At 57.1% G+C, this 18,928-nt stretch carries 22 protein-coding genes; 21 read left to right on the top strand and 1 reads right to left on the bottom strand.

Annotated features, from left to right (window positions below):
* Window positions 1-8 precede the first annotated feature (8 nt).
* From MHI24_RS04770 to MHI24_RS04735, 8 genes are all read left to right on the top strand, one after another.
* Complete coding sequence (locus MHI24_RS04770) at window positions 9-515, top strand: gamma carbonic anhydrase family protein (protein WP_340024423.1); 507 nt, start codon at window positions 9-11, stop codon at window positions 513-515.
* An 18-nt stretch (window positions 516-533) separates the two neighbouring features.
* Window positions 534-713 (top strand): IDEAL domain-containing protein, encoded by a 180-nt coding sequence (locus MHI24_RS04765; protein WP_238650027.1) that lies wholly within the window; start codon window positions 534-536, stop codon window positions 711-713.
* Window positions 714-836: 123 nt separating this feature from the next.
* Window positions 837-1,262: a DUF2487 family protein gene (locus MHI24_RS04760; protein WP_340024422.1), complete on the top strand. Its 426-nt coding sequence runs from the start codon at window positions 837-839 to the stop codon at window positions 1,260-1,262.
* Window positions 1,263-1,468: 206 nt separating this feature from the next.
* Window positions 1,469-2,023 (top strand): ubiquinol-cytochrome c reductase iron-sulfur subunit, encoded by a 555-nt coding sequence (locus MHI24_RS04755; protein ID WP_340024421.1) that lies wholly within the window; start codon window positions 1,469-1,471, stop codon window positions 2,021-2,023.
* Window positions 2,024-2,027: 4 nt separating this feature from the next.
* On the top strand, window positions 2,028-2,699 hold the full coding sequence (locus MHI24_RS04750) for a cytochrome b6 (protein WP_173129040.1): 672 nt from the start codon (window positions 2,028-2,030) through the stop codon (window positions 2,697-2,699).
* Window positions 2,700-2,723: 24 nt separating this feature from the next.
* Window positions 2,724-3,596, top strand: coding sequence for a c-type cytochrome (locus MHI24_RS04745; protein WP_340024420.1), 873 nt, complete (start codon window positions 2,724-2,726; stop codon window positions 3,594-3,596).
* Between the two features lie 100 nt (window positions 3,597-3,696).
* Entirely contained in the window at window positions 3,697-4,329 is a 633-nt protein-coding gene (locus tag MHI24_RS04740; RefSeq protein WP_340024419.1) for a DUF1405 domain-containing protein, read from the top strand.
* Between the two features lie 55 nt (window positions 4,330-4,384).
* Window positions 4,385-5,302, top strand: a complete 918-nt coding sequence (locus MHI24_RS04735) for a sporulation protein YpjB (protein ID WP_340024418.1) — start codon at window positions 4,385-4,387, stop codon at window positions 5,300-5,302.
* Between the two features lie 74 nt (window positions 5,303-5,376).
* Here the strand turns inward: MHI24_RS04735 and MHI24_RS04730 are convergent, their stop codons facing one another.
* Window positions 5,377-6,249, bottom strand: a complete 873-nt coding sequence (locus MHI24_RS04730; RefSeq protein ID WP_340024417.1) for a YitT family protein — start codon at window positions 6,247-6,249, stop codon at window positions 5,377-5,379.
* Between the two features lie 134 nt (window positions 6,250-6,383).
* On the opposite strand from MHI24_RS04730, the gene MHI24_RS04725 reads away from it, so the two are divergent.
* The 13 genes from MHI24_RS04725 to dinG all read left to right on the top strand — a co-directional run bounded on the left by MHI24_RS04725 (window position 6,384) and on the right by dinG (window position 18,914).
* Window positions 6,384-6,713 (top strand): nucleotide pyrophosphohydrolase, encoded by a 330-nt coding sequence (locus MHI24_RS04725; RefSeq protein WP_036698080.1) that lies wholly within the window; start codon window positions 6,384-6,386, stop codon window positions 6,711-6,713.
* Between the two features lie 59 nt (window positions 6,714-6,772).
* Window positions 6,773-7,294 carry a tetratricopeptide repeat protein gene (locus tag MHI24_RS04720; RefSeq protein WP_340024416.1) on the top strand — a complete coding sequence of 174 codons (522 nt, stop codon included), beginning with the start codon at window positions 6,773-6,775 and terminating at the stop codon, window positions 7,292-7,294.
* 32 nt (window positions 7,295-7,326) lie between these two features.
* Window positions 7,327-8,130 (top strand): 4-hydroxy-tetrahydrodipicolinate reductase, encoded by an 804-nt coding sequence (gene dapB, locus MHI24_RS04715; protein WP_340024415.1) that lies wholly within the window; start codon window positions 7,327-7,329, stop codon window positions 8,128-8,130.
* 15 nt (window positions 8,131-8,145) lie between these two features.
* Window positions 8,146-8,571: a methylglyoxal synthase gene (mgsA, locus tag MHI24_RS04710; RefSeq protein WP_238652984.1), complete on the top strand. Its 426-nt coding sequence runs from the start codon at window positions 8,146-8,148 to the stop codon at window positions 8,569-8,571.
* Window positions 8,568-9,275: a bacillithiol biosynthesis deacetylase BshB1 gene (gene bshB1, locus MHI24_RS04705; RefSeq protein ID WP_340024413.1), complete on the top strand. Its 708-nt coding sequence runs from the start codon at window positions 8,568-8,570 to the stop codon at window positions 9,273-9,275. The genes mgsA and bshB1 overlap by 4 nt, the downstream gene beginning before the upstream one ends.
* Window positions 9,276-9,330: 55 nt before the next feature.
* Window positions 9,331-10,488, top strand: a complete 1,158-nt coding sequence (bshA, locus tag MHI24_RS04700) for an N-acetyl-alpha-D-glucosaminyl L-malate synthase BshA (protein ID WP_340024412.1) — start codon at window positions 9,331-9,333, stop codon at window positions 10,486-10,488.
* An 11-nt stretch (window positions 10,489-10,499) separates the two neighbouring features.
* Window positions 10,500-11,894 (top strand): CCA tRNA nucleotidyltransferase, encoded by a 1,395-nt coding sequence (locus MHI24_RS04695; protein ID WP_340024411.1) that lies wholly within the window; start codon window positions 10,500-10,502, stop codon window positions 11,892-11,894.
* Window positions 11,881-12,681, top strand: coding sequence for a biotin--[acetyl-CoA-carboxylase] ligase (locus MHI24_RS04690; RefSeq protein WP_340024410.1), 801 nt, complete (start codon window positions 11,881-11,883; stop codon window positions 12,679-12,681). The genes MHI24_RS04695 and MHI24_RS04690 overlap by 14 nt, the downstream gene beginning before the upstream one ends.
* 370 nt (window positions 12,682-13,051) lie before the next feature.
* Complete coding sequence (panB, locus tag MHI24_RS04685) at window positions 13,052-13,918, top strand: 3-methyl-2-oxobutanoate hydroxymethyltransferase (protein ID WP_340024409.1); 867 nt, start codon at window positions 13,052-13,054, stop codon at window positions 13,916-13,918.
* Between the two features lies 1 nt (window position 13,919).
* Entirely contained in the window at window positions 13,920-14,810 is an 891-nt protein-coding gene (gene panC, locus MHI24_RS04680; protein ID WP_340024408.1) for a pantoate--beta-alanine ligase, read from the top strand.
* A complete protein-coding gene (gene panD, locus MHI24_RS04675) occupies window positions 14,803-15,186 on the top strand; it encodes an aspartate 1-decarboxylase (RefSeq protein WP_340024406.1) in 384 nt (127 codons plus the stop codon). The genes panC and panD overlap by 8 nt, the downstream gene beginning before the upstream one ends.
* Window positions 15,187-15,299: 113 nt before the next feature.
* Window positions 15,300-15,938: a hypothetical protein gene (locus MHI24_RS04670; protein ID WP_340024405.1), complete on the top strand. Its 639-nt coding sequence runs from the start codon at window positions 15,300-15,302 to the stop codon at window positions 15,936-15,938.
* 114 nt (window positions 15,939-16,052) lie between these two features.
* A complete protein-coding gene (gene dinG, locus MHI24_RS04665; protein ID WP_340024404.1) occupies window positions 16,053-18,914 on the top strand; it encodes an ATP-dependent DNA helicase DinG in 2,862 nt (953 codons plus the stop codon).
* Window positions 18,915-18,928: the final 14 nt, after the last annotated feature.

Genomic DNA, 18,928 nt, shown 5'->3' with positions numbered 1-18,928 from the left:
GGAGAGCGATGCGGATTGCCTATGGGAGTTACATACCGCAGCTTGCGGAATCCGTCTATGTGGCGGAAGGCGCCAAGCTCGTGGGCGATGTAAGGATAAGCAAACAATCCAGTGTCTGGTTCAACGCCGTCCTGCGGGGCGATCTGGCCCCGGTGATCATCGGGGAGCGCTGTAATATTCAAGACGGTGTAGTCGGCCATGTGGCAGAGGGCTTGCCGCTGGTGCTGGAGGATGACATCTCGGTCGGTCATTCAGCAATCATTCACGGCTGCCGGATAGGCAAGGGCACATTAATCGGAATGGGTGCAATTGTACTGAACGCAGCAGAGATTGGTGAATATGCTTTAGTAGGAGCCGGCTCCATTGTTACCGAGAATACCATCATTCCTCCGTACACGCTTTCACTGGGCACACCGGCCAGAGTAGTCCGCGAATTAACGGAGCAGGATTTGCTGAGGATGGCGCGCACAAGTGACAGCTATGTTCATAAGGCAAGGGAATACGGAAACTTTTAAACAGCGGAGGTGTATCGAATGGACAAAATGAAGGCTACTTATGAAGTGATGCTGGGGCTTGCTGCAGAAATGGTGTGGGATGAAGCGTTAAAAAAGCGTCGTACCGACATCTTGTACCGGGAGATCGACACGGCGCTGGCTGCCGGAGATGAGGCGGCTTTCCGGAATCTGACTGAAGAACTGAAAAGTTTGGCATAAGGAAATGCGCCTGGCGCATTTCTTTTTTTGAGTGCAGGTGATTGCCAAGCGTCCTCCGCTTGATTATGATGCTTGTAATAGTGATTAATGTCGCTGCAGCAGCGGCCAGAGGGAGGGCATTCTATGAAATTCAGTGATTTTGACAGAGAGAGCTGGGAGACTAACGGGCACTACTACGACACCTGTGTGATTCCCTACAGCGGACTGCGGGGCACGGAGACGCCGCCAGAGACGGTGTACATACTCGAACGGCAGCGTGATTTTCTGGATCTGGTAGAAAAGCCTTTTCAGGGACGGGTAGTGACTTACCCTGCAATCCAGTATGCGGGGACGGGCAGCATAGCGCTGATGAACGAGATCTGCCGGAAAGTCAAATCCATTGGCTTCCAGTACGCCATCGTGCTGTCTGCCAACGAAGCGCTGCCTGAGGGGGAGATTCATGAAAGCGATTTAGTCCTTTGCATGCCTGTAATTGCAGCCGATTCGCAGGTTCTGGTAAGCGCTTATGTGCGCGGGGAAATCCAGGCTCTGTGGGAGAACGGGAAATGAGTTAAATGTGACGAAAAATCAACAATTTATTAAAAAACAGCCTTGAACGCCTGTCACAATTTAGACAATATTCTTGACGGGTTTTGGACCCCTAAGCTATGATAAGGATGAACTTATATGTCATGTGATTTATTTCATTGAAAACGGATTAATTACCAGAAATGTATTGTGCCTTCTCCAATTTTGAAAAGGGGGTTACACACAGTATGAGCAGCCTTAACGAAGACCAGGATTCCCATCCGCTTAAACCGCCTAGCCGAAAAGAGATGTCGCGCAGACAATTTTTGACCTATACGCTGGGTGGAGCTACTGCTTTTATGGGGGTGGGGGCGCTAATGCCGATGGTCCGGTTTGCCGTAGACCCGATCTTACATAAAAAGGGCGAGGGAACCTTCATCAAGGTGGCGGAAGTGTCCAAAATCACCGACGAGCCGCAGGAGTTCACCTTCGAGCTTCCGCAGCAGGACGGATGGTATGCCAGTACATCGCTGCTGACAGCATGGATCCGCAAAGGTGAGAACGGAGATATTTATGCGCTTTCACCGATCTGCAAGCATCTTGGCTGCACGGTCGGCTGGAACAACAACAAGGCGTATCCCGATGAGTATCACTGCCCCTGCCACGGTGCGCGGTATACCAAACAGGGCAAGCAGCTTGCTGTAGCGCCCAAGCCCCTGGACCAGTACACCACCAAGATTGACGGAGGCTGGGTGTATCTGGGGGAGATCGTTCCGAATACGCAAGCTCAGAAGGAGGCGTAAGGGCGTGTTCAAAAATGTATATAACTGGATCGACGAACGTCTGGATATTACACCGATCTGGAGAGATGTGGCCGACCACGAGGTTCCCGAGCATGTCAATCCGGCGCACCATTTCTCGGCGTTTGTCTACTGCTTCGGCGGCCTGACCTTCTTCATTACCGTCATTCAGATTCTGTCCGGCATGTTCCTGACGATGTATTATGTTCCCGATATTATCAATGCCTATGCCAGTGTGGAATATTTGCAGACCAAGGTAGCCTTCGGTAAAATCGTCCGCGGGATGCACCACTGGGGCGCGAGTCTGGTCATTGTCATGATGTTCCTGCACACGATGCGTGTATTCTTCACCGGCTCCTATAAGGCTCCCCGCGAGATGAACTGGGTGGTGGGCATGCTGATCTTCTTCGTCATGCTGGGGCTGGGGCTGACCGGCTACCTGCTTCCTTGGGACAACAAGGCTTACTTCGCCACCAAGGTAACACTGGAGATTGCCAACTCGGTTCCGTTCATGGGACCGGTGCTGAAGGAGCTGATGCAGGGCGGCACCATTGCCGGTGCGGAGACGCTGACCCGCTTCTTCGCCCTCCATGTATTCTTCCTCCCGGCGGTCCTGCTTATACTGCTGGTCGGACATTTCATCATGATCCGCAGACAAGGCATATCCGGTCCATTGTAAAATACCATTATAGGAGGCACTGTCATGGCACACGGAGACGACTCCAAAGAGAAGGTGGTCTATGTCGGGGATTCCCGGGTCCGCAGGGGCAACGGGTTCATTACCCCGCCTGACTATACGGCTTATCCGGGCAAATCAGAGGCCTTCATCCCCAACTTTCTGCTGAAGGAATGGATGGTGGGCGTAGTAGTGCTGGTGGGGATTCTGGTATTGACCATCTCCGAGCCGGCGCCGCTCGGGTTCCCCGCCAATCCTGCAGCATCGGTTATTCCGATCCCGGACTGGTATTTCCTGTTCCTGTATCAATATCTGAAGCTGCCTTATGCATCCGGTGACTATATTGTGCTTGGAACACTGGGCGTAACAGGGGTGGCCTTCGGGGCGCTGCTGCTGGCGCCATTCCTGGACACAGGCCGGGAGCGCCGGTTCTACCGCAGACCGATTGCATCCTCGCTGATGTTCCTGTCCCTGATCGCGATTATCTACCTGACGAATACGGCCTGGACGGAATACAAGCATGAGATGGCCGAAACGAACCAGATTCCGGAGCACATCCAGCGGGAGGAGAAGGCCGCTGAGAACAAGGCGGCAGGCAAACCGACTACAAGTGCGGTCCAGCCGAAGAGCATTGCCATTGTGGACAAGGATGACCCGGCGATGGAGCTGTTCAAGCAGGCAACCTGTATATCCTGCCATGCCGCAGATCTGAAGGGTGCGAGCGGACCTTCGCTGCGCGGTGTAGGAGACACCCATGATCAGGCCGCCATCCTGGCTATCATCAAAGAAGGCCAAGGGAATATGCCGGCGATGTACGAGACGGCCTTGGGAGCAGGGCTGAGCGAGCAGGATATTGATACGCTGGCCGCCTGGCTTGCCAAACAAAAAAGTGAACAGTAAAATGAAAATTACGCAAGCCTGATCGTTCATGCGGTCAGGCTTTTGCATGTGAAGCCGTAAATGACATCAAGCTGTTATAAGTCGGGAGGAAGAAGTACATATGCCGGGTCATTGGTTTGAGAGGTTATTCAGGGACAGAAGAATTATCTGGCTGCTGTTCATCGTTAATCTGCTGGGGACGGTGTACGGCTATATGTGGTACGGGAACCAGCTCCAGTTCACGGCGGAGACGGAGCCGCTCTGGCTGCTGCCGTTCGTGCCCGACAGCCCTACCGCCAGCCTGTTCTTCACATTGGCGCTGCTGCTGCTGCTCTATCCGCCCAAGGGCCTCACAGGAACAATGGTGCGCCAGCTGATTGAGGCACTTGCCGTTGTCACCTCAGTGAAGTACGGAATCTGGGCAGTCAGCATTATCGTGGCTGGAGGCTATCAGGGGGATTCAATTACCTGGAAGGACTGGATGCTGATCGTCTCCCATACCGGAATGGCCGTTGAGGCGCTGATCTATGCCCGCTTCTTCAATCTCCGCCGGATGCTGCCGGTAGCGCTTCTATGGACATTCGCCAACGATATGGTGGATTACTCGCAAGGGGTGTATCCGTGGCTGCCCTCGGTGCTGGATGATGACGTAGAGGCCGTCCAGTATTTCACCATGGGGCTGACGCTCTTCAGCACCGCGGCCGCCTGGCTGTTCAGCGGCAGGAGCAGGCGGTCTGCCGCCGCGAAGCGCTGAGCATCTGTTCTAACTCTTGTCCTCCCGCCATACATTAAGGTGGGAGGGATGTCTCATGCCGCGCAGAACCATATTCATACTGTCTGGAATGATGCTGTGCTGGCTGCTGGCCGGTACGGCTATTGGCGGAGGGAAGGTGCAGGCGGAGGCGGGTGCTGCCGGTGCTGGTACAATACCGGTTACGGGTGCTTACATCGCCTCAGCAGCAACGTCGCCGGATGCCAGTGATCCGGCCGCACTGACCTCGCGGAGCGGGGCACAGCGGCTGGAAGAGGCAGCGGAGGCCTTATACGGCTATGTGCTGGAAGGCAATATATTGAAGGCCCGCGAGGAGGCGGAGCAGGTCTCGCAGATCTTCATCTCTTCGTCCTTTGAGGGGATGACCTCTGTGGAGGGAATTAATGCCCTCTCGGCAGTGATTATGGATATGAAGTCGGCGCTGGCTGCCGCAGAGCCTTCCCCGGAGAAATGGGAGGCCGCTGCTGCGAAGCTGAGGCTGGCTGCGAACAGTCTGAATCATCCCAGAGCGCCGATGTGGCTGCAGTATTATAAGCTGGTCCGTGAGGATCTGAAGGATATGGAGCAAAGCGCCGCCGCAGGTGATCTCAAAAGCTGGACCGCAGCCCTCTCCAGGCTGCAGAGCCGGTACGCCAACATCCGGCCTGCGGTAATCATCTCCCGTCCGGCTGAAACGGTGAATGCGTTCGATTCCTGGCTGTCCTACGCGGCCGGGACAACGGCCTCCGAGCAGCCGCCGGAGCGCACCCGCCTGGTGGAGATGGTGTCCTACGGACAGGATGCGGCCCGGGTGATGTTCGGCAAGGATCGTGATGAGCCCGCCCTGTCCTTGCCGCTTGCTCCGCCGGAATACGGCGGCTGGGGACTTCTTACAGGTGCATTTATTCTTACCATGCTGGCCTACGCGGCCTACCGCAAGTACCGGGGCCAGCAAAGGGACACGAAGACGGTATAACGAACAAGGGAGGACCCCATCAGCCATTACCGGCTGTGCGGGTCCTCCCTATTTGTATAAGCGGTGAGGTTATTTTATGTTTCGCGGAAGCCTTCGCCGTGCACATCGTGGACATCATTAATGATTACGAACGCCTTGGGATCGACCGACTTGACCAGCAGGCTGAGCCGGCGGATCTCCTGTCTGGAGACTACGCAGTAGACCATATGCTTGGCCTGCTTGGAATAGGCGCCGATCGCCGGGATCATGGTGACGCCGCGCTCCAGCTCGGCCGTGATCAGATCGGCAATCTTCGGCGCTTCGTCGCTGATGATCGTGAACGCTTTGGCGGCGTAGGCCCCTTCCTGGATGAAGTCAATCACCCGGGAGGCGATGAAGACGGCGACGAGGGTGTACAGAATCTTTTCACGGGGAATGTAGAGCAGGGAGGCGCCGATGATGACCACATCCACCACCAGAATGATCTGTCCCATACTCCAGCCGAATCTGCGCCCGAGAATCCGTGCGACGATATCGACACCGCCGGTGGTGCCGCCGAAGCGGAAGACAATCCCCAGCCCCAGCCCCAGGGTGACCCCGGCATATAATGAAGCAAGAATGAAATCATGCTCTGTGCTGAACGGCACAATCCAGCCCAGTTTGATCATCCGCTCGAATAACCAGAGGAAGAAGGACAGCGATCCGATCCCGACCCCCGTGTATACAATCTGATTGGCTCCCAGCACCTTCCACCCCAGCAGAAAAAGCGGAAGATTGATCAGCAGGGTCGTAAGGAAGATCGGGATGCTGAAGGCGTAATTGAGCAGGATGGTAATCCCGGTAACGCCGCCCTCCATCAGCTGATTGGGAACGATGAAATACAGGAGACCGAATGCGTAAATGGCAGCGCCCAGCAGGATGGGGGCCACGGTTTTGCTGATGGTGCCGAGCTTGATTGATGAATTCATATAATCCCTCGCCTACGCCTCAGAATGGGCAAATGTTAACACGCTGTTCAAAAAAGATTTGTCTTCAAAACGTCTTTACGATAACATAGGGGCAAACAGAAGGCAAGAACATACAGGGGGTGAAACAACAATATATGGATAAAAGTCTTGGTGACATTCAACGTGAGGTCGATGCTTACATCTCACAGTTCAAGGAAGGCTACTTCAGCCCGCTGTCCATGCTGGCCCGGATGTCCGAGGAAGTCGGGGAGCTGGCCCGTGAAGTGAACCATCAATTCGGCGAGAAGCCGAAGAAGGCGGATGAAGCCGATAATTCGATCGAGCTGGAGCTGGGCGACATTCTCTTCATTACCGTTTGTTTCGCCAATTCGCTGGGCATTGACTTAACCGAAGCCCATAATAAGGTTATGCACAAATTCAATACCCGTGACGCCGGGCGCTGGACGCCCAAAAACACCGATTAAGCCTATGTTACATATGCTGTACCAAACGAACGGGATTTAGCCGTGAGGATGGTGAGGATATGGATCATAATGATTATGTAAAAGCGGCCTACCGCTCGATTCTGCGCAGTGACTTCGCCGAGGCGATTACACTGTTCGAGGCGGCCATTGCGGCCAGTCCGGATGATGCCGAGGTCCGGTACCGCTGCTCAATCACCTATGCCCGCAGCGGCATGCTGGACAAAGCGCTGGACCATGCGGCTGCGGCGCGCCGGCTGGATCACAGTAAGCCGGAGTATCAGCTGCACCTCCAGCATCTGCAGGCGATGCAATTGGTGCAGGAGGCGAAGCGGCTGCTGGAGGATGAGGAAGCCTTGCCGGGTAATCCGTACCATCCGGTAACGCTGCTCAAAGAAGCTGTATCGCTGGACCCGCTATACGGGGATGCTTATGTATGGCTGGCGATTGCACACAGCCGGATGAATGAGCATCTTCAGGCCATAGCGGTCCTCAAAGAAGTGATGTCACTGCACCCGGATGATGACGGGCTGCATCTGCTGATGAAGGATCTGCAGAAATCACTGCAACAATATATACAATAATATCAGAGCCAGGGAAAGCGGGGAGAATTCATTTGAGTGACAAGATCAGGGTTATTGTCTCAGGAGCAGGAGGCAAGATGGGTAAAGAAGTTGTGAAGCTGGTATTGCAGGAAGATGAACTCGAGCTGGCAGCGGCTATTGACCGCTCTTCGGCCGGCAGTGATGCCGGCCGTCTGGTGGGGCTGGAGGATTGCGGCGTTCAGGTTACTTCAGACCTGGAAGGCGCACTGGCAGGAGCTGCAGCGGATGTAATGGTAGACTTTACGATTCCGCAGTCCGCATATGCCAATACAGCTATGGCCATCAAGTATGGGGTGCGTCCGGTGGTCGGCACGACCGGATTCACGCCAGAGCAGATCGAAGAGCTGGACAAGCAATGCCGGGAGCAGGGAATCGGCGGACTGATTGCGCCGAATTTCTCGATCGGGGCCATTCTGCTGATGAGATTTGCCGCTCAGGCTGCCAAGTATTTCCCTCACTTAGAGATTATTGAATATCATGGAGACCAGAAGCTCGATGCTCCTTCAGGTACGGCCATCAAGACCGCCGAGTTGATCTCGGAGGCGCGCCAGGAGCTGCGGCAGGGACACCCGGAGGAAGAAGAGATTATTGAAGGCTCGCGCGGCGGGTATTATAACGGCTTCCGTATTCACAGCGTCCGCCTTCCGGGGGTATTTGCCCAGGAGGAAGTGGTGTTCGGCGGCTTCGGGCAGTCACTTAAGATCAGGCACGATTCCTACGAGCGGGCCGGATATATGCCGGGAGTGAAGCTGGGGATTGAGAAGGTAATGGGCTATACCGGCATGATTTACGGCTTCGAGCATTTTATAGAATAGACGGGAGAGAGCAAGATGTTAAAAATCGCTTTTATCGCACATGACCGTAAAAAAGATGAAATGGTAAATTTCGTTACTGCCTATGAGCATGTTTTTGAAGGGCATCAGCTCTTCTCCACCGGAACCACGGGGCAACGGATTATGGAGGTCACCGGCCTCTCGATCCACCGGTATATGTCCGGTCCTCTGGGCGGGGACCAGCAGATCGGCTCCATGGTGGCCACAGATGAGCTGGACCTGATTATTTTCCTGCGTGATCCGCTGATGGCCCAGCCGCATGAGCCGGATATTACCGCGCTGCTCCGCTTGTGCGATGTGTACGGAATTCCGGTAGCCACCAATATTGCTACAGCGGAGATTCTGGTGAAGGCGATTGACCGGGGAGACTTTGGCTGGCGTGAGCTGGTACATAAATACAAGCCGGGCGTGGATGAAGCATGAAGCTGGACATCCTCGTATTCGGCGCCCATGCCGATGATGCAGAGATCGGCATGGCGGGAACCATTGCGAAGCATACCGCTGCAGGCTTCAAGGTGGGAATATGTGATCTGACGCAGGCGGAGATGTCCTCGAATGGTACGGTAGAGCTTCGCCGCCAGGAGGCCGAGCAGGCTGCCGGATTGCTCGGAGCGGCTGTGCGCACGAATCTTGGGCTGCCTGACCGCGGCCTCTATCTGACCGAGCAGCATCTGGCGGCAGTAACTGCGGAGATCCGCAGGTTCGCTCCGTCTATTGTGTTCGCCCCTTATTGGGAGGACCGCCATCCGGACCATATCGCCTGCAGCAAGCTGGTGGAGGAAGCCGTCTTCAATGCCAAGCTGCGCAAGTATATGCCGGAGCAGCCTGCGGTGCAAGAACCGCAATTATATTTCTATTTCATTAATGATCTGGGCCGGACGGATCTGATCGTCGATGTCACGGCGCAGTATCCGGTTAAGGAGCAGTCTCTGTCCTGCTACCGTTCCCAATTCGGACTTTCTCCGGGCGAAGATGCGGTATCGACGCCTTTAACAGAGGGGTATATCGACCGCGTCCGTTCAAGGGACATGCTGCTGGGTCAACGGCGGCTGATCCCTTTTGCCGAAGGGTTTGCCAGTAAGGTGCCGTATACAGTAGACTTGTTCAGCCCTGCCCGTATGCTATAATAAATTCACATCATTACCAGAAGTAATAATCTATGCAGAGTGAAGGGGCGGCGTTATGGACCGGCTGAAAATAGGCATTACCTGTTATCCGTCCCTTGGGGGATCGGGTGTTGTGGCGACTGAACTGGGCAAATTGCTGGCCGAGAAGGGCCATGAGGTTCATTTCATTACCCATAGCATCCCGTTCCGGCTGGGGACGTTCCAGAAGAATATCTTCTACCATGAGGTAGAGGTTACCGATTATTATGTGTTCCGTTATCCGCCGTATGATCTGGCGCTGGCGAACAAGATGGCCCAGGTGGCCAAAATGCAGAATCTCGACTTGTTCCACGTACATTATGCTGTACCCCATGCGGTCTGTGCCTATCTGGCCAAACAGATTCTCGGCAACGACATCAAGGTGGTCACCACGCTGCACGGTACAGATATTACGGTGCTGGGCCAGGATGAATCCCTGAAGGATCTGATCCGGCTCGGGATTAATGAGAGTGATGCAGTTACCGCAGTCTCTAATGATCTCATCAGACAGACCCGGGAAGCGCTGGACATCACCCGGGAGATCGATCTGACCTATAACTTCGTGGACAAGCGTGTCTATTACCCGCGGGATGTGTCTGAGCTGCGCGGCGACTTCGCTATGCCGGATGAGAAGATTCTGATGCATATCAGCAACTTCCGTCCGGTTAAACGGGTCAGCGATGTGGTGGATGTATTCGCCAAGGTGAACCAGAAGCTGCCCGCCAGGCTGCTGCTGGTCGGCGAAGGGCCGGATCTGCCGAAGATCCAGGCCAAGATCAGCGAGATGGGGCTGGACGACAGAGTGCGATTCCTCGGCAAGCAGGACGAGATTGCCCAAGTCATCTCCCTGGCCGACCTGCTGCTGCTGCCTTCCGAGAAGGAGAGCTTCGGGCTGGTGGCCCTGGAGGCGGCGGCCTGCGGTGTGCCGACAGTCGGCTCGCAGACCGGGGGCATCCCGGAGCTGATCCAGCATGGCAAGACGGGCTTCCTTGCCCCGGTCGGGGATACTTCATCGATGGCGGAATATGCTGTACGCCTGCTCTCGGATGAAGCGATGGCAGAGCGCTTCCGGCAAGCGTGTCTGGAGCGGGCCTGTCATGACTTCAGCAGAGATATGATTACCAATCAATATGAAGATATATATTACCGTGTGCTTGAACGCAAGGTGCCCGGACTGAACGGTGTCCGGGGGTAAGGAGTGCTGGTATGGAATGGACAATGGCGCCGGCGGGCATGGCAGAAGCTGCCGGTACAGTAATTGCAGGTCTGCTGGCCGATGGCCATGAGGCTTATTACGTAGGCGGCTGCCTGCGCGATGAGCTGCTGGGACGTCCGGTGCATGACATCGACATCACAACCTCCGCGCTGCCGGAGCAGGTCATCGCCCTGTTCCCGCGCTGCGTCCCGACAGGACTTGCGCATGGAACGGTTACGGTGCTGCAGGACGGCCACAGCTTCGAGGTAACGACCTACCGGACGGAGAGCGGTTATGCCGATCACCGCCGTCCCGGTCAGGTCGTTTTTGTCCGCGATGTGAGGGAGGACCTGCGCCGCCGGGATTTCACCATCAATGCGATCTGCTGCGGCCTGGACGGCACGGTGATCGATCCCTTCGGCGGAGAGCGCGACCTGAAGCTGCGGGTTATCCGCTGCGTGGGCCGGGCGGAGGAGCGCTTCGACGAGGACGCGCTGCGGATGCTGCGCTGCGTGCGCTTCGCCTCGGTGCTGGACTTCGCGGTGGCGAAGAACACCTGGCGCGGACTGCTGCGCCAGCGCGACAAGCTGGCGCATATCGCGGTTGAGCGGGTGCGCGCGGAGGTAACGCGCATCGTGGAGGGCCCGCACCCGCAGCGCGGGCTGGGCCTGCTGCTGCGCAGCGGCCTGCTGCCGCGCGGCAAAGCGCCGTTCCCTTGGACCGGCAAGGAGCTGGCGGCGGCAGCCGCCCGTTCAGCCGGTCTGGAGACCCTGCAGGACGCCCGTCTGCGCTGGGCGCTCCTGCTTCATGCCCTGGGATCGTCGGCGCAGCGCGCCGATGAGCTCCTGCGGGCATGGACGTTCCCGGGGGCGGCGCGCACTGGCATCGCCGCCGTGCTCCGCGTCCGCGAAGCCTGGGACGCGGCGCTGTCTCTAGCGCAGCCGGGGGCTTCCGGCGCGCTTGCGGGCCTGCGGCGGCGGTGGATCGCCGCCGTGCTGGCCCATGGCACGTCAGCCGCCGAAGGATGGCTGACGGTGCTGGATGCGGCGGCGGGCGGAGCTGCCGCCGGACCCGGGCAACACGCGTCAGGTGCAGCACATGCTGAACCTGGCGCAACCCCTGCACCCGGCGGACCCGCCTCAGGTGCATCCGATCATGCAGCACCTCCCAGCCCCCTCACCACAGCGCTTCTGCGGTCCTGGACCGCTGAGATGCCGCTGACAACGCTCGCGGAGCTGGCGGTGAGCGGTAACGAGGTGGCAGATGCGCTGCAGAAACGGCCCGGACCGTGGCTGGGCCAGCTGCTGGGGCGGCTGCTTCTGGCCGCTGCTGCGGGCGACCTGGCCAATGACAACCAATTATTGCTGCTTGAAGCACAAAGGATGGATAACGATGAAGGACGTTGATGCCCGTATCTCCGGCGGCTTGAAGCGGGAGAGCTTCGCTGCAAGCTGGTCCGGCAGAATAGAGCATATGGATACAGTGGTGTCTACCCAGGAGGAGGCCAAGCTGCTGGCTGAACGCGGTGTGCCGGAGGGAACGGCGGTCATGGCCGAGGAGCAGACAGGAGGCCGGGGGAGGATGGGCCGCAAATGGCATTCTCCCCACGGCAAAGGCATCTGGATCAGCCTGGTGCTGCGCCCCGGCCTGCCGCTGGCCTTGACGCCCCAGCTGACGCTGCTGGCCGGCGTGGCGGTATGTACGGCCATCCGTGAGGTGACCGGAGTTGATGCCGGCATCAAGTGGCCTAACGATCTGCTGGCCGGAGGCCGCAAAATCTGCGGCATTCTGCTCGAATCCTCGCTCCGCGAGGGCGGGCTTCATTATTGCATTGCCGGGATCGGCATCGCCGCCAATCTGACGGAGGAGGACTACCCCGAGGAGCTGCGCGGCATCGGAACCTCGCTGCTGATCGAAGGCGGCGGGATTCCGGTCGACCGGATGAGGCTGGCAGAGGCGGTGCTGGAGGAGCTTGAATATTGGTACACGCTATACAACCGGGAGGGCTTCCAGCCGGTGAAGGAGCGCTGGGAGGCCATGTCGGTGACATTAGGCCGCCAGGTCAGCGTGAATACGCCGCAGGGCCGCAGCGAAGCGACCGCTGTCGGACTAAGTGACCACGGGGAGCTGCTGCTGCGCAAGGCCTCCGGTGAAATAGCCAGCGTATTGTCCGGCGAGATCGAGATGATCTAGAGACTGGAAGCCGCCGCCTTCAGTTGAATCCTTTCCAAGGCCTGTTACCTTTACCAGCAGGCTTGCTCTATTTTTACGTGTAATTGTTGTATATATTTGTTATACTAGCTTATAGAGGCGGCATCGGCATAACCCGAGCTGTACTCGGCAAATGAATCTTTAACAGGAAGTTGTTTACCGGATGTGCCATCATAACTGCATTGTAACGGTTACGTTGGATTCTGCTCTGAGCCGTAAGGACCGAGACAGAAGGGACGATCGCGAGTGACTCTTTTTTGCCCTTCGGACCTTTTTAGCGGACCTGCTAAAAGGTTTTTTTGTTTGCGCAAAGCCTGCGCACATCACTAATGGACAAGGGGAATGAGAGCAAATGGCAGACAAACATGCACTGAATATTATCAAAATGCGCAAAATGAAAGCAGACGGGACGCCCCTGACTATGCTGACCGCCTATGACTATCCTTCAGCTCTGCTGGCCGAGGAAGCCGGGATCGACCTGATTCTGGTGGGCGATTCACTGGGCAACGTTGTGCTTGGTTACGATACAACCCTGCCGGTTACCATAGACGATATGGTCTACCACACCCGTTCGGTGAAGCGGGGGGCGCCGAATACATTTATAATAACAGATATGCCGTTTATGACTTACCACGGAAGCGTGGACGAGACGCTGCGCGGGGTACGGAGGCTGATGCAGGAAGGCCAGGCCCATGCGGTCAAAATGGAAGGCGGCCTCGAAATCTGCGCTGCCGTGTCCGCAGTCGTAGCTGCCGGAGTACCGGTGCTGGGACATATCGGCTTGACTCCGCAGTCGGTCAACATGATCGGCGGCTACCGGATTCAGGGCAAGGATGCCAAGGATGCGCAGCGGCTGATGGATGAAGCGAAGGCGCTGGAGGCTGCCGGGGCGTTCGGCATTGTGCTGGAGCTGGTCACGGAGGAAGTGGCAGAAGCCATCTCCAAGGCGGTCAGCATACCGACCATCGGGATTGGCGCAGGACGTTACTGTGACGGCCAGGTGCTGGTCTTCCATGATCTGCTGCGCTATGACTCGCCTTACCGGGAGAAGCGGTTCGTCAAGACTTACGCCGATGTCGGCAGCGTGATCCGCGAAGGGATCAGCAGCTACGTCCGGGAAGTGAAGGACCGTTCGTTCCCGGCGGAGGAGCATGTGTTCAAGGCAGATGATACGGTGCTGGAAGCTTTATACGGCAGCGCCGCCAAAGGAGCGAAATAACATGAGAGTGATTCGGACTATTGCGCAGCTGCGTGAAGCGCTTGAATATATGCGTCAGGGGGGCCACGGGCCCATTGGTTTTGTACCCACGATGGGATATCTGCATGAAGGGCATGCCAGTCTGCTGCGCAAGGCAGGCGAGAAGAGCGGAACGGTCGTGATGAGTATTTTTGTCAATCCGCTGCAATTCGGACCGAATGAGGATTATGCCTCTTATCCGCGCGATGAAGCGCGCGACCTTGCGCTGGCGGAACGTGAGGGGGCAGACCTGGTCTTCATTCCAAGCGTTGAGGAAATGTATCCGCAGCCGATCCGTACAGGCGTATCGGTCTCCTCGCTGACTACGCAGCTCTGCGGCGCGTCGCGTCCGGGGCATTTCGATGGAGTGACAACGGTGGTCAGCAAGCTGTTCAATATTGTCCAGCCGGATTATGCCTTCTTCGGATTGAAGGACGCACAGCAGGTGGCGGTGCTCCGCCGGATGGTTTCCGACCTGAATATGAACGTAGAGATTGTCGCCTGTCCTATTGTCCGCGAGGATGACGGTCTGGCGCTCAGCTCGCGCAATGTCTACCTGAGCGATGAAGAACGCAGACAGGCGCTGGTGCTCTCCCGCTCGCTGCGCGAGGTGCGCCAGGGCATCGACAGCGGCACCATCCGTACGGTGGATGAGGCACGCGGTCTGCTGGTATCGGTGATCTCGGAATCTCCGCTTGCTGTGATTGATTATGCAGAGATTCTAACCTTCCCTGATCTGGAGCCGCTGGAAGGCGCAAGCCGGCTGAGTGACGCCGGCGGGGAGATCATTATGGCGCTGGCTGTCAAGTTCGGCAGAACCCGCCTGATTGACAATAACGTATTCATTCCCAAGGAGGCGCACGCCCTTGTTTAGACATATGATGAAATCCAAGATTCACCGGGCAACGGTCACGGAAGCCAATCTGAATTATGTGGGCAGCATCACCATTGATGAGGATCTGATGGAAGCCGCAGACCTGCTGGAGAACGAGAAGGTACAGATTGTGGATAATAACAACGGCTCCCGTCTGGAAACTTATGTCATTCCCGGCCCGCGCGGCAGCGGCGTGATTTGTCTTAACGGCGCAGCTGCCCGCCTGGTGCAGCCCGGCGATACCGTCATTATCATCTCCTATGCGATGCTGTCGGCAGAGGAGCTGGCCGGACACAAGCCGACTGTAGTGTTTGTGGATGCGGACAACAAGCCGGTCAAGCTGGCCGATCATGAGATTCACGCGACCATTGCTTAACTTCGCGGCATAAGCCATGTAATCAATGGCAGGGATGAAGACCTCCGTACTTGCTAAAAATGTAGTCAGGCAAGCTTGACCTGACTTCATTATCAGTAAGGGTGGGATGTCCGGTGTTTCAACATTTATTCGCCGAGATGAACAAGATGCTGCATGAGATCCAAGCCGACTACCCTACTGCGGAGGGGGAGCGCCGCAATGAGCTTTTATCCAAATATAATATGCTCCACCGGATCAGTGATCATGTCATGGATGAATGGCTGCTCTTCGCCGAGAAGCTCAGCGAATTCCGCGGGCAGGCCGATATGCAGACCCAGCCGGAGGAGCTTCCCGGGCAGGAGGCCCCTGAGCTTGGCATGGATGCTTTTGTCAGAGGCCAGGGCTATTACAAGCTGCTGATGTACCGCAAGTGCATCGAGCAGTTCAGTGAGGTCACGGCCAGGCACCCGGACAGTCTGGCCGCCCGTCTGTACCTGGCGATGGCTTATCTGCAGGAAGGCGATGGCTGTGCAGCCTGGGAGCATCTGCACCACATGCTCGGCTTGATCCGCGAGAATAAGCTGAAGGCTATGGTCTATAATGCGCTGGGGTGCATCCGGGCCTCCCAGGAGCGTTATCAGGAGGCCAGTGAGCTGTTCGGCCTCTCCCTGATGCACGACCCGGCGCTGCCGGAGCCGAATGTGAATCTGGAGGTGTGCCGCAGGCGGGGCGGGAAGCTCCAGTTCGGTCAGCAGCTGGTGTCGCTCCTCTAATGCCCTCCATTTCTTTCTAGGCGATGTAACCCGCTTCCCGGGGGTGCATCGCCTTTTTTCGTAACTTCTGTTATGCTGATAAAGAGTCTCAAGTGAAAGGGAATAGAACTTATAATGAAATTTGCCGTGCTTGATTTCGAAACTACGGGAACCCAATCTGTGGGTGAGATCATCCAGGTTGGCCTTGCCATTATTGAAGAAGACGGGTCCATCTCCCGGGTATATGGTTCCTTCGTCAAGCCCGGAGCACCCATTCCTCCTTTTATCACAGGCCTGACCGGAATTACAGACAGCGATGTGCAGGAGGCACCGGAGCTTGAGGATATGATGATGGAGCTGGTGCCGCTGCTGGATGATGTGGTCCTGGTTGGCCATAATGTAGCGTTTGATTTTCACTTTCTGCAGAATGCGCTGGACCGCTGCGGCTATCTGCCGTTTCAGGGCCGGATTCTGGATACGATTGATTTCCTCAAAATCTGCTTCCCGACCCTGGGCACCTACCAGCTTGGAGCGGTCAGCAGCCATTTCGGCCTTGCCCATGATCGGCCCCATCAGGCGGACAGCGATGCGCTGGCTACAGCGCTTGTGCTGCTCAAATGCCTCGAGGAGCTGCGCAGTCTGCCTCTCCTGGCGATCCAGCGGCTGAATGAGCTGTTCGCTGACGAGGATAGCGACCTGGCCTGGTATTTCGACGGTCTGCTGCGGGAGCGGGAGATGGAGACCTTCCAGCCTGAGAACGGGCTGACCTTCTACCGCCAGCTGGCGCTGGCTGCCGGCGACTGGACCGAACTTGCCCCGCCGCGCGGGGAGGGAACCGGCAATCCGCTGGAGAATATTACCTTTGAAGAATATATGGATGAGGTCACCTTGCGGCTGCAGGAGGCTTTTCCCCAATATGAGAGCCGTGAAGCCCAGGATCTGATGATTCATGAGGTGAGCACAGCGCTTGCGGAGGATAAGCATCTGCTGATTGAGGCGGGGACAGGCACCGGCAAATCGCTTGGTTACCTGCTCCCGGCGATCTATCACAGTGTCCGCAATGAGCAGAAGGTCATGGTCAGCACCCATACGATCAACCTTCAGGACCAGCTGCATGAGCGGGATATCCCGCTGCTGACCCGTGTTGTGCCGTTCCCGTTCAAGGCATCCATCTTCAAGGGGAGAGGGCACTATTTGTGCCTGCGTAAATTTGAACATAGATTGATCAAAAAGGATTTCACCAGCACCAGAGAAGAGGCGCTGACAGCCGCGCAGATGCTCGTCTGGCTGACCCAGACAACCACCGGTGACGATGAGGAGCTTAACCTGAGCGGGCGGGGCGGCGACTTCTGGGAGACAGTTGCCAGTGACACCGACTCCTGCCTGGGGCGGGCCTGCCCCTGGTTCCGCAAGTGCTTTTACCACCGGGCCAAGCATGAAGCCGGCATCTCGGATGTGGTAGTTACCAATCACTCCAAGCTGTTCGCGGATGTCAAGGCCGGTCATCAGCTCCTTCCGGCGTATGAGCATCTCGTTATAGACGAAGCCCATCATCTGGAGGATATTGCCGGCAAGCATCTGGGCATGCAGATGAAATATTTCACAGTTGCGCATACGCTGACCCGCCTGTACAAGGACAGCCGCAGCGGCCAGCTGCCTGCGCTCCGCCAGACGCTGCAGAGCTCCGGCAGTGAGCAGGCCGCCGAGTGGAGCGGGGTCATCGACCGGATCTATCCGGACCTGCTGACCGTGAAGGAATCCTGGGATGCCCTGAGCGAGCGTCTCTTCGCGCTGCTGCCTGAGCGCAGCGACGCGGCGGCCGGTGAAGCCGGACAGCTGGTGACGCGTCTGCAGCCGGGCAAGAAGCCTAAGGAATGGGAGGAGCTGGCCGCCCTTGAGCAGACCCTTCATCTGAGCCTGAGCGACATTATCCGCAAGGGTGACAAAATGCTCAGCGAGATGCGTGACACGGACAGCCAGTCCTCTGCGGACAGTCTGGTCACGGATATCGGTGGACTGTTCAAAGACCTGGCCTCGATCCGGGACCAGATCCGCTTCTTCATGACTCTGAATGATGAGAATATCGTGTACTGGCTGGAGGGCAGCGGCAACTACAAGGGCAAATCGCTGCAGATGTATGCCGTTCCGGTAGATGTCAGCGCCCAACTCCGCGAGCTGTTCTTCGACAAGAAGAAAAGCGTGATTCTGACTTCGGCGACCCTGTCGGTGGACAAATCCTTCCAGTTCATGATCGACAACCTCGGGCTTGACGGTGCTGCGGAGCAGGGGCGGCTGATGACCGCATTGCTGCCCTCTCCCTTCAAATACCGGGAGCAGGCACTTCTGGTTATTCCCCGCGACTTCCCAAGCGTCAAGGGAAGCATAGGGGATGCACGCTTCGTGGACACACTGGTGCGCTCCCTTGCGGAGACCGCTGTCGTTACACGTGGCCGGATGCTGGTGCTGTTCACCTCCTACAAGATGCTCCGCCAGGTGTATGACCCGCTGAAGGAAGCGCTGGCCCCTGAGGATATAGCTGTGCTTGGACAGGGCGTGGAGGGCGGCAGCCGCAATAAGCTGATCCGGCGCTTCCAGGACAGCACCGCCTCTGTGCTGCTGGGCACCAGCAGCTTCTGGGAAGGGGTGGACATCCCCGGCGAGGCGCTGACCTGTCTGGCGATTGTCCGGCTGCCGTTCCAGCCGCCGAATCATCCGCTGGCCGAGGCGAAGTCGGAGCTGCTGCAGGCCCAGAAGAAGAATCCGTTCATGAAGCTGTCTGTTCCGCAGGCGGTCATCCGCTTCAAGCAAGGCTTCGGACGGCTCGTGCGGACCGCGCAGGACCGCGGAATCGTTATAGTTTATGATACCAGGGTTATTGAATCTTATTATGGGAAGTACTTTCTGTATTCCCTGCCCGGACCCAAGATGGAGCATATGCGGACCGACCAGATGGTACCGCGGATCGCCGAGTGGCTGGACGAAGGCGGGGTTTCATAATTCACCTGCTGTTG

The sequence above is a fragment of the Paenibacillus sp. FSL K6-1096 genome, assembly GCF_037977055.1.
In the GTDB taxonomy this organism is placed as follows: Bacteria; Bacillota; Bacilli; order Paenibacillales; family Paenibacillaceae; genus Paenibacillus_AQ.
Note: the sequence above shows the minus strand (reverse complement) of the source record. Positions and strands in the feature narration are given on the sequence as shown.

Coding starts and splice junctions, on each gene's coding strand:
- MHI24_RS04765 (WP_238650027.1), top strand. CDS start 534: ATGGACAAAATGAAGGCTACTTATGAAGTGATGCTGGGGCTTGCTGCA.
- mgsA (WP_238652984.1), top strand. CDS start 8,146: ATGTTAAAAATCGCTTTTATCGCACATGACCGTAAAAAAGATGAAATG.
- MHI24_RS04760 (WP_340024422.1), top strand. CDS start 837: ATGAAATTCAGTGATTTTGACAGAGAGAGCTGGGAGACTAACGGGCAC.
- MHI24_RS04695 (WP_340024411.1), top strand. CDS start 10,500: ATGGAATGGACAATGGCGCCGGCGGGCATGGCAGAAGCTGCCGGTACA.
- MHI24_RS04720 (WP_340024416.1), top strand. CDS start 6,773: ATGGATCATAATGATTATGTAAAAGCGGCCTACCGCTCGATTCTGCGC.
- MHI24_RS04740 (WP_340024419.1), top strand. CDS start 3,697: ATGCCGGGTCATTGGTTTGAGAGGTTATTCAGGGACAGAAGAATTATC.
- panB (WP_340024409.1), top strand. CDS start 13,052: ATGGCAGACAAACATGCACTGAATATTATCAAAATGCGCAAAATGAAA.
- bshA (WP_340024412.1), top strand. CDS start 9,331: ATGGACCGGCTGAAAATAGGCATTACCTGTTATCCGTCCCTTGGGGGA.
- MHI24_RS04755 (WP_340024421.1), top strand. CDS start 1,469: ATGAGCAGCCTTAACGAAGACCAGGATTCCCATCCGCTTAAACCGCCT.
- MHI24_RS04725 (WP_036698080.1), top strand. CDS start 6,384: ATGGATAAAAGTCTTGGTGACATTCAACGTGAGGTCGATGCTTACATC.
- panC (WP_340024408.1), top strand. CDS start 13,920: ATGAGAGTGATTCGGACTATTGCGCAGCTGCGTGAAGCGCTTGAATAT.
- dinG (WP_340024404.1), top strand. CDS start 16,053: ATGAAATTTGCCGTGCTTGATTTCGAAACTACGGGAACCCAATCTGTG.
- MHI24_RS04690 (WP_340024410.1), top strand. CDS start 11,881: ATGAAGGACGTTGATGCCCGTATCTCCGGCGGCTTGAAGCGGGAGAGC.
- bshB1 (WP_340024413.1), top strand. CDS start 8,568: ATGAAGCTGGACATCCTCGTATTCGGCGCCCATGCCGATGATGCAGAG.
- MHI24_RS04730 (WP_340024417.1), bottom strand. CDS start 6,249: ATGAATTCATCAATCAAGCTCGGCACCATCAGCAAAACCGTGGCCCCC.
- MHI24_RS04735 (WP_340024418.1), top strand. CDS start 4,385: ATGCCGCGCAGAACCATATTCATACTGTCTGGAATGATGCTGTGCTGG.
- MHI24_RS04770 (WP_340024423.1), top strand. CDS start 9: ATGCGGATTGCCTATGGGAGTTACATACCGCAGCTTGCGGAATCCGTC.
- MHI24_RS04745 (WP_340024420.1), top strand. CDS start 2,724: ATGGCACACGGAGACGACTCCAAAGAGAAGGTGGTCTATGTCGGGGAT.